At 71.1% G+C, this 13444-nt stretch carries 14 protein-coding genes and 1 pseudogene; 8 read left to right on the top strand and 7 right to left on the bottom strand.

What is annotated here, in order from left to right:
- Positions 1-7 precede the first annotated feature (7 nt).
- The 6 genes and pseudogenes from ACZ39I_RS34945 to ACZ39I_RS34920 all read left to right on the top strand — a co-directional run.
- The gene (locus ACZ39I_RS34945; protein ID WP_467248926.1) at positions 8-919 is read left to right on the top strand and encodes an SDR family oxidoreductase; all 912 of its coding nucleotides are present in this window, start codon (positions 8-10) and stop codon (positions 917-919) included.
- A gap of 1 nt (position 920) precedes the next feature.
- The gene (locus ACZ39I_RS34940; RefSeq protein ID WP_393596925.1) at positions 921-1379 is read left to right on the top strand and encodes a Zn-ribbon domain-containing OB-fold protein; all 459 of its coding nucleotides are present in this window, start codon (positions 921-923) and stop codon (positions 1377-1379) included.
- Positions 1376-2524 carry a thiolase family protein gene (locus ACZ39I_RS34935; RefSeq protein WP_403662070.1) on the top strand — a complete coding sequence of 383 codons (1149 nt, stop codon included), beginning with the start codon at positions 1376-1378 and terminating at the stop codon, positions 2522-2524. Before ACZ39I_RS34940 ends, ACZ39I_RS34935 begins: the two co-directional genes overlap by 4 nt.
- A 42-nt stretch (positions 2525-2566) precedes the next feature.
- Positions 2567-3814, top strand: coding sequence for an acyl-CoA dehydrogenase family protein (locus ACZ39I_RS34930; protein ID WP_467248925.1), 1248 nt, complete (start codon positions 2567-2569; stop codon positions 3812-3814).
- Positions 3811-4929: an acyl-CoA dehydrogenase family protein gene (locus ACZ39I_RS34925; protein ID WP_467248924.1), complete on the top strand. Its 1119-nt coding sequence runs from the start codon at positions 3811-3813 to the stop codon at positions 4927-4929. Before ACZ39I_RS34930 ends, ACZ39I_RS34925 begins: the two co-directional genes overlap by 4 nt.
- Before the next feature lie 610 nt (positions 4930-5539).
- Positions 5540-5707, top strand: a pseudogene (locus tag ACZ39I_RS34920) (IS701 family transposase); the annotation flags it as partial.
- Between the two features lie 61 nt (positions 5708-5768).
- On the opposite strand, the gene ACZ39I_RS34915 reads toward ACZ39I_RS34920, so the two are convergent.
- The gene (locus ACZ39I_RS34915; protein WP_467248923.1) at positions 5769-5921 is read right to left on the bottom strand and encodes a hypothetical protein; all 153 of its coding nucleotides are present in this window, start codon (positions 5919-5921) and stop codon (positions 5769-5771) included.
- Between the two features lie 413 nt (positions 5922-6334).
- On the opposite strand from ACZ39I_RS34915, the gene ACZ39I_RS34910 reads away from it, so the two are divergent.
- Both ACZ39I_RS34910 and ACZ39I_RS34905 read left to right on the top strand, forming a co-directional pair.
- Positions 6335-6637 carry a hypothetical protein gene (locus tag ACZ39I_RS34910; protein ID WP_467248922.1) on the top strand — a complete coding sequence of 101 codons (303 nt, stop codon included), beginning with the start codon at positions 6335-6337 and terminating at the stop codon, positions 6635-6637.
- Positions 6634-7773 carry an ABC transporter substrate-binding protein gene (locus ACZ39I_RS34905; RefSeq protein ID WP_467248921.1) on the top strand — a complete coding sequence of 380 codons (1140 nt, stop codon included), beginning with the start codon at positions 6634-6636 and terminating at the stop codon, positions 7771-7773. Before ACZ39I_RS34910 ends, ACZ39I_RS34905 begins: the two co-directional genes overlap by 4 nt.
- 292 nt (positions 7774-8065) lie before the next feature.
- On the opposite strand, the gene ACZ39I_RS34900 is transcribed toward ACZ39I_RS34905, so the two are convergent.
- From ACZ39I_RS34900 to ACZ39I_RS34875, 6 genes are read right to left on the bottom strand one after another with little or no spacing between them, the layout of a single operon-like run.
- Positions 8066-9223, bottom strand: a complete 1158-nt coding sequence (locus tag ACZ39I_RS34900; RefSeq protein WP_467248920.1) for an acyl-CoA dehydrogenase family protein — start codon at positions 9221-9223, stop codon at positions 8066-8068.
- A gap of 30 nt (positions 9224-9253) precedes the next feature.
- Positions 9254-9766, bottom strand: a complete 513-nt coding sequence (locus ACZ39I_RS34895) for a DoxX family protein (RefSeq protein ID WP_467248919.1) — start codon at positions 9764-9766, stop codon at positions 9254-9256.
- Complete coding sequence (locus ACZ39I_RS34890; protein WP_467248918.1) at positions 9763-10674, bottom strand: SDR family NAD(P)-dependent oxidoreductase; 912 nt, start codon at positions 10672-10674, stop codon at positions 9763-9765. The genes ACZ39I_RS34895 and ACZ39I_RS34890 overlap by 4 nt, the downstream gene beginning before the upstream one ends.
- A gap of 23 nt (positions 10675-10697) precedes the next feature.
- The gene (locus ACZ39I_RS34885) at positions 10698-11852 is read right to left on the bottom strand and encodes a CaiB/BaiF CoA transferase family protein (protein ID WP_467248917.1); all 1155 of its coding nucleotides are present in this window, start codon (positions 11850-11852) and stop codon (positions 10698-10700) included.
- Between the two features lie 37 nt (positions 11853-11889).
- Positions 11890-12669, bottom strand: a complete 780-nt coding sequence (locus tag ACZ39I_RS34880) for an enoyl-CoA hydratase/isomerase family protein (RefSeq protein ID WP_467248916.1) — start codon at positions 12667-12669, stop codon at positions 11890-11892.
- Between the two features lies 1 nt (position 12670).
- Complete coding sequence (locus ACZ39I_RS34875; protein WP_467248915.1) at positions 12671-13426, bottom strand: SDR family NAD(P)-dependent oxidoreductase; 756 nt, start codon at positions 13424-13426, stop codon at positions 12671-12673.
- Between the last annotated feature and the right edge of the window lie 18 nt (positions 13427-13444).

Genomic DNA, 13444 nt, shown 5'->3' with positions numbered 1-13444 from the left:
AGTGAGCATGTCTGAAGGAGTGGTCGAAGGCCGGATCGCGGTCGTCACCGGCGCCGGCAACGGGATCGGCCGGGCGCACGCCCTGGCGTTCGCCGCGCACGGGGCGAAGGTCGTCGTCAACGACCTGGGCGGCGGACGGGACGGCGGGGGCGCCTCCGCGGGGCCCGCCCAGAGTGTGGTCGACGAGATCGTCGCGGCCGGCGGCGAGGCGGTGGCCAACACGGACGACATCTCCACCTGGGAGGGCGCCGGCCGGCTCGTCCGGCAGGCCGTGGACACCTACGGCGGTCTGGACGTGCTGGTCAACAACGCCGGCATCCTGCGCGACCGGATGATCGTGTCGATGACCGAGCGGGACTGGGACAGTGTGATCGCCGTCCACCTCAAGGGCAGCTTCGCCACCCTGCACCACGCGGCCGCGTACTGGCGCGAGCGCGCCAAGTCCGGTCACGGCAACGACGCCCGGGTGATCAACACGACCTCCCCGTCCGGCATCTTCGGCAATCCCGGCCAGTCCAACTACGGCTCCGCGAAGGCCGGCCTTGCCAGCCTCACCCTCATCGCGGCCGCCGAACTCGCCCGCTACGGCGTGACGGTGAACGCCATCGCGCCCACCGCGCTGACCCGGCTGACCGAGGACATCGAGATGATGAAGCAGGCCGCCGAGCGTCAGGACCTGACCCCCGAGGCCATCTCGCCGCTGGTGGTGTGGCTGGGCTCGGCCGCCTCCCGCGAGGTCACCGGCCGGGTGTTCGGCGTCGTCGGCAATCGGATCACCGTGCTGGAGGGCTGGGCCAACGGCCCCACCGCGGGTGCCGAGACCCGCTGGACGCCGGAGGAGCTGTCCTCCGTCGTCCCGAACCTGGTGGCCAAGGCGGCTCCGAACGCCGACGTCCTGGGCAACCGGAACGGGGCCTGAGATGACGACGACACAACGCCCGGTCGCCGAGGGCCTGTTCACCTGGCCGCCCGCCGCAGCGCCCCTCCGGTTGATCGGTTCCGAGTGCCGGGTGTGCGGTCTGGTGAGCTTCCCGTCGGCCGTGACCTGCGTCCGGTGCGCGAGCGACGAGTCGAAGGAACGGCTCCTGGCGGACCGCGGCACGCTGTGGACGTACACGACCCAGGACTTCCGCCCGCCGTCCCCGCCGTACGACGGCCCCGAAGCCTTCGAGCCGTACGCGGTCGGGTACATCGAGCTCCCCGGCGAGCTGCTGATCGAGGCGCGACTGACCGAACCCGACCCGGACAAGCTGCGGATCGGACAGACCATGCGGCTGACGCTCGTGCCCTACACCGTGCAGGACGACGGCACCGAGGTCGTCACCTTCGCGTTCGCCCCGGTCGAAGAGTCCACCCATGCCGAACAGGAGGCGTCATGACCGAGGCCGTCATCATCGGGGTGGGGCTGCACCCCTTCGGCCGGTTCCCCGGCAAGCCCGCGCTGGACATGGGTGCCGACGCGGTACGGCTGGCGCTCACCGACGCGGGCGTCAACTGGCCGCAGATCCAGGGCGGTTACATCGGCAGCTACGAGGTCGCCAACCCGGACGCGATCGTCGGCCGGCTCGGCCTGACCGGCGTACCCCTGCGCGGTGTCTTCAACGGCTGTGCGACGGCCGGTACGGCAGTGGCGCTGGCCGCCCGCGCCATCGAGACCGGCGAGCACGACCTGACCATCGCGATCGGGCTGGACAAGCATCCGCGCGGCGCGTTCGCCGCCGACCCGTCCGTGGCCGGCATCCCCTCCTGGTACGGACAGACCGGGCTCTTCCTCACCACCCACTTCTTCGGCATGAAGATCAACCGCTATATGCACGAGCACGGCATCTCCCACGAGACGCTCGCCCGCGTGGCCTCGAAGAACTTCCGCAACGCGGCCGGCAACGAGAAGGCCTGGCGCCGGACGCCCCTGTCCCCCGAGGAGATCCTCGCCTCCCCGGTCCTCAACTACCCCCTGCGCCAGTTCATGTACTGCGGCCCGAACGAGGGCGCGGCGGCGATCGTGATGTGCCGGGCCGACCAGGCCCACAAGTACACGGGGAAGCCGGTACGGGTCCGCTCCACCGCCCTGCGCAGCCGCAGGCTCGGCGCGTTCGAGGTGCAGAGCCCGTCCTTCCCGGTCGGGGAGCCCGTGGACAGCCCGAGCGTGGACGCCTCCCGGGCGGCGTACGAAAGCGCGGGCATCGGTCCCGAGGACGTCGATGTCGCCCAGCTCCAGGACACCGACGCCGGGTCGGAGATCATCCACATGGCCGAGAACGGCCTCTGCAAGGACGGCGAACAGGAACGCCTCATCACCGAGGGCGCCACCGAGATCGGCGGCCGGCTCCCGGTCAACACCGACGGCGGACTCCTCGGCAACGGCGAGCCGATCGGCGCGTCCGGGCTCCGCCAGATCCACGAGATCGTCCTCCAGCTGCGCGGTGCCGCGGGCACCCGCCAGATCCCCGGCACACCGCGCGTCGGCTACACCCACCTGTACGGCGCGCCCGGCGCGTCGGCGGTGACGATCCTCTCGACCTGAACCTCTCCCTCTGAACCTCTCCCCGACCGCGGAGCGAACGCGATGGAATCCGACGACATGCAGGACTTCGCCGCCGAGGCACGCCGCTTCCTCGACGCGCACGTGGCGAAGGCCCCCGACCGCACCGCCGTCACCTGGGGCGAGGGCGACGACTCGATGGCGTACTTCAGCAGCCTCCCGCCCGACGAGGAAAGGGAGTTCGTGCAGTGCGCCCGGGAGTGGCAGCGGATCCGCTACGAGAACGGCTTCGGCTGGATCACCGGCCCGGTGGAGTACGGCGGCCGGGGCCTGACCCCCGTCCACGACCTGCTCTACGACGCCGTCGAGTCGGAGTACGACGTCGCCGACACCGGTGTGCTCAGCGTGATCGGCCTGGGCATGATCGGGCCGACGATCCTGGCCCACGCCCAGCCCCACATCAAGGACCGCTGGCTGCCGGCGATGTACCGCGGGGACGCCATCGCCTGCCAGCTGTTCAGCGAACCCGGCGCCGGATCCGATCTGGCGAGCGTGGCCACCCGGGCCGTCCGCGAGGGCGGCGACTGGGTGCTGAACGGGCAGAAGGTGTGGACGTCGGTCGCCCAGCACAGCCAGATCGGCCTGGCCCTGACCCGGACGAACCCGGACGCGCCCAAGCACCGCGGCATCACCGCCTTCCTGGTCCCCATGGACACTCCCGGCGTCGAGGTACGGCCGCTGCGGCAGATGACCGGCGGCGCCGACTTCAACGAGGTGTTCCTCACCGACGTCCGCATCCCCGACGACCACCGCCTCGGCGAGGTCGACGGCGGCTGGACGGTCGCCCTGACCACCCTGATGAACGAGCGCGCGACGGTCGGCAGCGAGGGCGTGGGCCCGGTGGGCGCCGCCCTGTCCCCGGACCACCTCTCGGCGCTCATGCGTGCCACCTGGACCTGGGACGACCGCGCCCTGCGCGCCCGCCTCGCCGAACTCCTGGTGGACGTCCTGGCCACCGGGCACCTCAACGCCCGCGCCCTGCGCAAGCTGCGCGCCGGGGTCGCACCGGGCCCCGAGATGTCCGTGTCCAAGCTCATGTACGGCCAGAACCTGACCCGGGCGGCACACTTCGTGTCCGACGTGCTCGGCCCCCGGATCATCGCCGACACCGGCCAGTGGGGCACCTACGCCTGGACCGAACTGCTCCTGGCCACACCGGCGTTGCGCATCCTCGGCGGCACCGAGGAGATCATGAAGAACATCCTCGCGGAACGCGTTCTCGGCCTGCCCAAGGAACCGGTGACCACCGCTGCCAAGGAGGTGCGGCCGTGACCGCCGACGAGAGCGAACTTCGGGAACTGCGGGCAGCCGTACGGGAGTTCCTTGAGGCCAAGTCGCCCGAGGAGGCCGTACGCAAGCTCATGGAGAGCGAACCGCGCTTCGACCCGGCGGTGTGGTCCCAGGCGGCCGACCAACTGCGCCTGCCCGGCCTGGCCATCCCCGAGGAGTACGGCGGCGACGGCTTCGGCCTCGTCGAACTCGGAGTCGTCCTGGAGGAGATGGGCCGCGCGCTGTTCTGCGCTCCCTTCTTCGCGACCGTCCTCCTGGCGGCCCAGGCATTGCTGGCCTCGGGGGACGGGGACGCCTGCGCGCGCCTTCTCCCCGGCATCGCGGCCGGGCGCACCACGGCCACCCTCGCCGTTGCCGAGGACCACGGCTCCTGGGACCCCGCCATGGTCTCGGCACGCGCCGTGCCGGACGGCGACGGCGGCGGCTGGACGGTACGCGGCCGCAAGTGCTTCGTCATCGACGGTACGACGGCCGATCTGATCCTCGTGATCGCCCGTACCGTCGCCGGCCCCACCCTCTTCGCCGTGGACCGGGATGCCCCGGGACTTGCGGCGGAGCCGATGCAGACGCTGGACGCCACCCGGGCCATGGCCCGGATGACGTTCGACGCCGTCCCCGCGACGCTCGTCGGGACGCAGGGGGCCGGCGGGCGCATCATGGCCAAGGTCCTCGACATCGCCTCCGTGGGGCTGGCTGCCGAGCAGGCGGGCGGGGCGCGCCGGTGCCTGGAGACGAGCGCGGACTACGCCCGCGTCCGTCATCAGTTCGGCCGGCCTATCGGCTCCTTTCAGGCGGTCAAGCACAAGTGCGCCGACATGCTCGTCCAGGTGGAACTGGCCGAAGCGTCCTCCCGTGAGGCGGCCCGGCTGGCCGACGAGGGGTCCCCGGACTTCCCGGTTGCCGCGGCCGTGGCCCACGCCTGCTGCTCACGGGCGTACATGTCCGCCGCCATGGAGACCATCCAGGTCCACGGCGGCATCGGCTTCACCTGGGAACACCCGGCCCACCTGTACTTCCGACGCGCCAAGTCCTCGCAACTGCTGTTCGGCGGCCCGGCGGTGTACCACGAGCGGCTGCTGGACCGGCTCGGCATCTGACCCTCCCTCGGGGCGGGCGGGCCACACCGTACGAGCCGGGCGACACCGCGCGGAGCGAGTACGGGATCGGCAGATGGGAGTCCCCGAAGGGCAGCCGGTACCGAGCGCGTACGGGTACTGGACTCTCTGATGGGCTGTTGCCGTCAAGGCCGGGTGGGCTGGGTTCCGGTTTCCGTCTCGCGTTGGGGTGCGCCCCCGCCGTAATGCGAGTCGACGACGAGTGGATCCAGGGTGGCGACCGTCCGGAACGTCGGATGCAGGTCCACCAGTACCAGGCTCCCGCCCGGCTCCAGCGCCATGGTCGCGCCGCGCATCCAGGCGCGCCCCTGGAGAACCTGTCTCTTTGATCGGTGAGTGACCGTGGTGAGGCTGGTCGGGCTGCTGCGCTGACGGAGAGCGAGCTGATGGTGAACTGCACGATCGGCTGATCGAGACACTTGACGACTTCTGGGACGTGGTGAGCAAGCCGTACGGCCTGTCGGAGTGGTTCGGCCGGAACCTGGACGCGTGGTCGGGCGCGATCGTGCCCCGGGGCATCTCTGAGGTGATCGACAGCCACGACCTTCTGACCGTGCACGTCGACCAGCGGGGTCTCTTCAAAGGGGACCGTCTCGCCCGCCGCAGCGTCAGCAGGCCCGATCAGATCTCCTACTACATCGCCTACTGCCCCGCCGACACCACGCTGAACGAGCTGATCCGCATCGCGGGCAGCCGCCGGGCCGTTGAGGAATGCTTCCAGAGTGCGAAGCAGGAGTGCGGCCTGGACGACGTCCGGGTCGGCTCGTTGAAGCCGTGAGCGGAGACACGGCGGATGAGGAACGACAGGAGCGTGCGACCGCTCACTCCGGGATGGCCTTGCTCCAGCTGTGTGAACGCAGTTCAGTCAGCGCCGGGGCCACGATCTGGGCGACGGTCGACGGCAACGCGGCGAGGGTGGCAGTGGCTCCGACCGTGCGTTTGACCGCCGCGAAGGCCCTCTCGGCCTCCCGCACGGCGGCCAGGATCCGGTGTCTCGGCCGTATCCAGGCGGGGCATCAAGACGTGTCGAGGAAGAGCAGCAGGAAGTCGAGCACGGCGGCAGCGCGGGCCTCGACGGCGGCCGCGCTCGTGGCCTCGGGTGCTCCTCGACCACGCCGAGCCGTACTCATGGTGGTCTCCGCCGTGGCGGGCGCCTGGACACCACCGTCTGCCCGGTGCTCCGCAGGGACCTCCACCGGCGCCCTATGCACTTCACGCCACGGCACCACCCACCCGGCCAACGGTGGCCGCAACAGCAGACCCAGTGCGACTCGCATCACACCCGGTGCCCCCATGTCCACAACATCTGACGTGTCAGATACCGTCTTGTCGGATGAATGGTCGCCTCCAGCGGGCCCCATCCTCGACGGAACAGCGAAGAGTCCTGATGAGCACACTCGAATTCACCGGCCTCGATCCGGACTTTCCGGTCGGCAGCAATAACAGGACCGCCACCCTCGTCAACAGTGAGCAGGAGGCGCTGCCGACCGACGCCGGCCTCACCCTCGCCGACGGCCACCGGCTCGCCTCCGACATGCTCGACTCCGGCAAGCTCACGGCCGGTCTGAGGCGCAGTCCGTACGAGACCACCGGCTTCGCTGCTTCCGCTCCCACCCTCCCGGCCGAGGCGGTTCGCCGCCCGTACACCGGGACCACCCCTGCCCCCACGCAGAAAGGGTTACCCCAGTGACCAGCATTCCCAGTCGACGACGACTCCTGGCTACCGGAGCGGGCGCCGCGCTCGGCCTCGGCACGCTCGGCGCCACGGCGTCCCCTGCCGCGGCAGCCCCCACCACAGCCGCGCGCGGCGCCGGCGCCGAGGAGACCAGGACCCTCGACGAGCTGTACCAGGCCGCCATCGCCGAAGGCGGCAAGCTCGTGATCTACGCGGGCGGCGACCTCGCCAACTCGGGCAGCGGCGCCGCCGCCCGAACCGCTTTCCGCCAGCGATTCCCGCAGATCGACCTCAACCTCATCGTGGACTACAGCAAGTACCACGACGTCCGCGTGGACAACCAGTTCGCGACCGGCACCCTGGTCCCCGACGTGGTGCAGTTGCAGACGCTCCAGGATTTCACCCGCTGGAAGCGCCAGGGCCGGCTGCTGCACTACAAGCCCGCCGGCTTCAGCAAGCTGTACAAGAAGTTCCGGGACGCGGACGGTGCCTGGGTGGCCGGCATGGTCATCGCCTTCAGCTACCTGTACGACGTGGCGGCGGCCGGGGCCGACGCGCCGCAGACGCCGCTGGACCTGGTCGACCCGCGCTGGAAGGGCGCCATCGCCTCCTCCTACCCGCACGACGACGACGCGGTGCTCTACCTCTTCGCCCTCTACGCCGAGACCTACGGCTGGGACTGGGTGGCCGACTTCGCCGCCCAGCAGCCGCAGTTCGCCCGCGGCACCTTCTCCCCCGGCACCGCGGTCACCAACAAGGAGAAGATCATCGGCGTCGGCGCGGGTGGCAACCCGCTCGCCACCAGCCCGAACCGCTGGATGATGACCGACGGGCACCCGTTCATGGCGTGGGGACAGCGAATCGCGATCCTGAAACAGGCCGCCAACCTCACGGCGGCCAAGCTTTACCTCAACTGGCAGCTGTCCACCGAGCGTCAGACCTCCAACAGCTGGTCCGTGCGCACGGACATCGCGCCGCCCACCGGCCTCAAGCCGATCTGGGAGTATCCGAACGCCAACGTGGACGGGTTCCCTCGCTTCATGGAGGACCGGGCCCAGGTCGAGCGGCTGAAGCAGACCTTCGCCCTCTACTTCGGCGAGGTCAAGGGTGACCCGACACCCGGCTGGCCCGGTCTGCACCCGGGCGCCTGACCCTCCATCAGGCCCCGTACGTGGCGGATTCGACAGCCTGTCACACGGAGTGGTCGGATCGCAGCCAGCAGCGACGCGGGCGCGCCGTACGCCGGCCATAGCTCGCGCTCACCACGTGCGGGGTCCTGGTTCCAGCGACCCCCGCCGGCCATCGACGAGTCAATCGCCGACGCCCCGCCCCTGCCGGTGCGCACCCGGGGAGGAGTGCACCGCGTGAGCCAGCACCAGGCACGCATCGCCTCCAGGGTGTAGGCGGTGTCCGTGTGGCCGGGGTCCGGGATGACAGGCGGGTTCAGCCGTGCGCCGCCTCGCCCAGCAGTGCCTTCGCGATGATGACCTGCTGGACCTGGCTGGTGCCCTCGTAGATGCGGAACAGGCGGGCGTCGCGGTAGAAGCGCTCGACGGCGACCCCGCGCATATAGCCGGCGCCGCCGTGGACCTGCACCGCTCGGTCCGCGACCCGCCACACCATCTCGCTGGCGAAGTACTTCGTGCAGGACGGGCCGATCTTGGTGTCCGTGCCGGCGTCGAAGCCGCGGGCGGCCTCCAGGACGGTGGCGCGTCCGGCGTAGTAGTCGGTCTGCGAGTCGGCGATCAGACCCTGGACGAGCTGGAAGGAGCCGATGAGCTTCCCGGACTGCTTGCGGGTGCTCGCGTAGGCGACCGACTCGTCGACCAGGCGCTCGGCCATGCCGACCATCAGCGCGGAGATGTGCACCCGCCCGTGGGCAATGCAGCCCATCGCGGTGGAGAAGCCCCGGTTGAGGCCGTCCTCGCCGCCGACGAGGGCGGTGGCCGGTACACGGACGTCGTCGAAGTACACGTCCGCGGTCCAGGCGCCGAACTGGCCCATCTTGTGGTCCTTGGGAGCCACGGTGAGCCCCGGGGTGCCGGCCGGGACCAGGAAGGTCGAGATGCCGCGGGTGCGCGGGGCGTCGGGGTCGGTGCGGGTGAAGACCATGAAGACGTCGGCGAGGGGGGCGTTGGTGATGTAGCGCTTGGCACCGTTGATCACCCACTCGTCGCCGTCCAGGTGCGCCCTCGTGGTGAGGGTGGAGGGATCGGACCCCGCCTCCGGCTCGGTCAGCGCGAACGACGCCAGGACGTCCCCCGACGCGATCCGCGGCAGCCACTCGGCCTTCTGCTCCTCGGTGCCGCCGACCATGAGGACGTGCCCGGCGATGCCGTTGTTGGTGCCGAACATCGAGCGCAGGGACGGGGTCGTGTAGCCCAGCTCGAACATCAGCTGGGCCTCCTCGTACATCGACAGCCCCAACCCGCCGTACTCCTCGGGCAGCGCGAAGCCGAACAGGCCCATCTTCTTGGCCGCCTCGCGGATGTCCGCGGGCATCTCGTCCTTCTCGTCGATCTCCGCCTCGAGCGGCACGACGCGGTCCCGGACGAAACGCCGGACCTCGGACAGCACCGCGCTGAAGTCAGCCGCGTCCATGTCGACTCTCCCTTGTTGCCCTCATCGGTCTCACTGATCTGTCTCGTCAGGGTTCGGCTGCGGCCGGTAGCACAGCGCCAACAGCGCCGCCGCGCTCACCGTGCCGACGCCGGCCGCCAGCAACGCGTGCCGGGCGCCCGCGCGTTGGCGGCCCAGCAGGCCGTCGAGCGAGTACCGGCCGTTGCCCAGGGCCGCCAGTGCGACGGCCGCGCCGCCCACGACACCGGCGTACTCCCAGCCGCCCTTGAAGACGAAGAAGCCCTTGCCGCGGTGGTCGGTCCGCGCGGCCACGGTCATCAGGCCGACGGCCGCCGCCGCGGGGAGCGGGTTGGCCGCGCCGAGCGCGATGCCGACGCCCGCGGCCATTTCGGTGCCCGCCGCCATCCGGGCGTGCACCTCGGCCGGCTTGAGGCCCAGTGCCTCGAACCAGCCCGTGGTGCCCTTGAGCCCGCCCGGCCCGGCGACCTTGTTCCAGCCGTGCGCGAAGAGCATGGGGCCTAGGGTCGCGCGCAGCACGAGGGCGGCGGCGTCGTGGCCCTTCACTGACCGGCTCCCGTCGCCCGGCCGGCGGGAACAGCACCGTACAACTGCGGTACGGCGTCGACGAGTTCGTCGTAGGTGAGGGCCTGCCCCGACTGGCTCGGGTGGACCGCGGCGACCGTCCAGCCCTGCAGGCGGTTCAGTCGGTTGCCCTCGATGCGCAGGACCTGGCCGGTCAGCCAGGCCGCGCTGTCGGAGGCCAGGTACACGACGACGCCGGAGGCGTTGGCGGGATCGCGCGGGTCGAAGCCCTCGGCGGCCTGGAGGGACTCGCCGACGGCCAGCCCGTCCGTCATCCGGGTGGCCGCGATCGGCGAGATGGCGTTCGCGGTGACGCCGTACCGGCGCATCTCCAGGGCGGTCAGGACGGTGAGCCCCGCGATTCCGGCCTTCGCCGCCCCGTAGTTGGACTGGCCCTGGTTGCCGAACAGGCCGGTCCCGGACGTCGTGTTGATCACGCGGCCGGAGACCCGCTCGCCCCGCTTCGATGCCTCGCGCCAGTACGCGCACGCGTGCCGGGTCAGCGCGAAGGTGCCCTTCAGGTGCACCGCGATGACGGAGTCGAACTCGGCCTCCGTCATCGAGAACAGCATCCGGTCGCGCACGATGCCCGCGTTGTTCACCACGATGTCGAGGCGCCCGAACTCCGCGACGGTGTCCGCGACCATGGTCTCGGTCGCCGTCCAGTCCGTCACCGAGGCGTGGTTGGCGATCGCCTGGCCGCCGAGCTTGGTGATCTCGGCGACGACCTCGTCGGCGGGGGAGTCGCCGGTCTGCTCGCCGTGTATGCCCGAGCCGAGGTCGTTGACCACCACGGTCGCGCCGGCCTCGGCGAGCGCCAGACAGTGCGCCCGGCCAAGGCCTCTGCCGCCGCCGGTCACGATGGCGACCTTGTCGTCGAGGATGCCCACGCCGTACCTCCAGATAGGTGAGTTCAGTTGAGTTCGCGGAGCACTTCGTCGGTGTGCTCGCCGAGTGTCGGCGCGCCGCCGCGCGGCTTCTCGTCGACGCCCCAGAAGGCGACCGGAGTCGCCACCGTGCGCAGTGGCGGCGCGTCACCCATACCGGGCTGTTCGACGAACGCCCCGACCGCCTCCGCCTGCGGGTCGGCCGCGACCTCCGCCAGGGTCTGCACGGGCGCCCACCACACGCCCTCGGCGTCGAAGCGCTCGGCCCACTCGTCCAGCGGCCGCTGCGCGAACTCCTCGTCGAACGCGGCGATCAGTTCGGTGACGTGCCCGCGCCGGGCCTTGCCGGTCGCGAACCGCTCGTCGGTGGCCAGGTCCTCGCGGCCCAGCGCCTTGACGACTCCGGGCCAGTGCCGGTTGCCCTCCAGGCCGACCAGCCAGAACCAGCGGTCGTCGGCGGCCCGGTAGGAGTTGTAGAGCGGCGACTCGTGCTCGGTGCGGTGCCTGGTACGGCCGCGCTTGCCGAAGAAGTTCTGCAGGGCGAGGTCGTTGCCGTTGGCGTACGTGCCCGACCGGAGCAGGGACACGTCCACGACCCCGCCCTCACCGGTGCGTTCCCGGCGCAGCAGCGCGGCCAGTACACCGGCGACCAGGTTGGCCGCGGCCGTGCGGTCGCCGAGGCCGGGCCGGATGCCGGGCGGTGGCTCCCCGGCCGGGTTGAGCATGGCGGCGATGCCGGGCCGGGCCCAGAACGCGGAGACGTCGTACCCGGCGCGGTCGCGCTCGGCGCCCGTCCAGCCGTAGCCCGTCAACGTGCCGACAACCAGCTGAGCATGACGTTCCCTCAGATCGTCCGGCGCCAGGCCCAGCCTCTCCAGAGCACCCGGGCGGAGGTTGGTGACGAACACGTCGGCGCGTTCCAGCAGCCGCTCCAGTACGTCTTTGCCCTCCTGCGAGCGCAGATCGAGGACGATCCCGCGCTTGCCGCGGTTGTCGGTCTCGAACGGGGGAGCACTGTCGATGTCCTGCCCGACGTGCTTGAGCGTGTACCGGTTGGGGTCGCCGGTCGGCGCCTCCACCTTCACCACGTCCGCGCCCCAGTCGGCGAGCATGGTGGCCGCGGCCGGTGCCGCCACCCACATGCCCAGCTCGACCACGGAATAGCCCTCAAGTGGCCGCACGGGCCCACCTCCAGATCATCGGACGCTTGTACGCCTGCTACACGCCGCGGAAGTCGCCCGGTCGGCGTTCCCGGAAGGCCTTGAGTCCCTCGGCCCGGTCCTCGGTGCCGAACAGCACCGCGACGGTTTCGCGCTCGTACGCGATCGCCGACTCCAGGTCCATGCCGAGCCCGTAGTCGACGAGCCGCTTGCCCGCCGCGAGTGCGAGCGGGGCCCCGGCGGTCAGCTTCGCGGCCAGGGCTTCGGCGGTCTTGAGTGCACCGCCCGGCTCGGCGAGTTCGTTGACGAGCCCGAGCGTGTGAGCCCGCTCCGCGTCGATCGGCTCGCCGGTGAGGATCATCTGCTTGGCGATCGCCGACGGCAGGAGGCGGGGCAGCCGCTGGGTGCCGCCCGCGCCCGGCAGCACGCCGAGCTTCATCTCGGGCAGGCCCAGCCGGGTGCCGCGCTCGGCCACCCGCAGGTCGCAGGCGAGGGCCAGCTCCAGGCCGCCGCCGAAGGCGAAGCCGTGAACGGCCGCGACCGACGGTTTGGGGAAGTCCTCCAGGAGCGCGAACGCCTCGGTCAGACGCCCCACGAAGGCACGGAACTGCCCGGCTGTCGTGAACGACTCGATCTCACCGAGGTCGGCACCGGCCGAGAAGGCCCGCCCCGCCCCGGTGAGGACCAGGGCGCGTACGTCGTCGTTGTCGCGGACGTCGGCGAGGATCTGTGTCAGTTGGTCGACGGTCTCGGAGCCGATGGCGTTGAGCTGCCCCGGCCGGTCGAGGGTCAACACGGCTATGTGGTCGCGGAGTTCGGCACGCAGCACGGTGTTCACCTCAGACCATCGTCAATCCGCCGCTGACCGAGAGCGTCTGCCCGGTCATGTAGGCGGCGTCGTCGGACGCGAGGAAGGCCACCACACCGGCGATCTCGGCGGGCTGGGCGACGCGCCGCAGCGGGATGGCCCGCACCGTCGCGTCGTACATCTTCTGGCTGTAGTCGGCGACCTGGCCGAGCAGCGCCGTGTCGGTCGGTCCCGGGCAGACGCTGTTCACAGTGATGCCGTACCGGGCGACCTCGCGGGCCAGTGCCTTGCCGAAGGCGATGACCCCGCCCTTCGTCGCGGAGTACACCACCTCGCCGGACGAGCCGACGCGGCCGGCGTCCGAGGCGATGTGCACGATCCGGCCGCCACCGCTCTCGATCATCGAGTCGAGCACCACCCGGGTCACCGTGATGGTGCCGCGCAGATTGACGTCGATGATGCGGTTCCAGGTGTCCTCGGTGCTGTCGACGAAGCGGCCGATGACGTCGACCGCCGCGTTGTTGACGAGGATGTCCAGCGGACCGAGCTCGACGATCACCCGCTCCACGGCCGCGTGCACGGCCGCGCTGTCGGAGATGTCCGCGCCGACCCCCGTCGCCCGCACTCCGTATCGCTCGACGAGCCGGCCGGCCACCTTGGCGGCGGCCTCCGGGTCGAGGTCGCAGACGGCGACCGCGGCTCCCTGGGCGGCGAGCCGGTCGGCGATCGCCTCGCCGATGCCGCGTCCCGCTCCGGTGACGAGTGCCACCTTGTCCCGTACGCTCACGCGCCCTCCCTCGCCCAG

This window comes from Streptomyces sp. NPDC024687 (assembly GCF_055559055.1).
The sequence above is the reverse complement of the archived record's forward strand: the minus strand, read 5'-3'. Positions and strand labels throughout refer to the sequence as shown.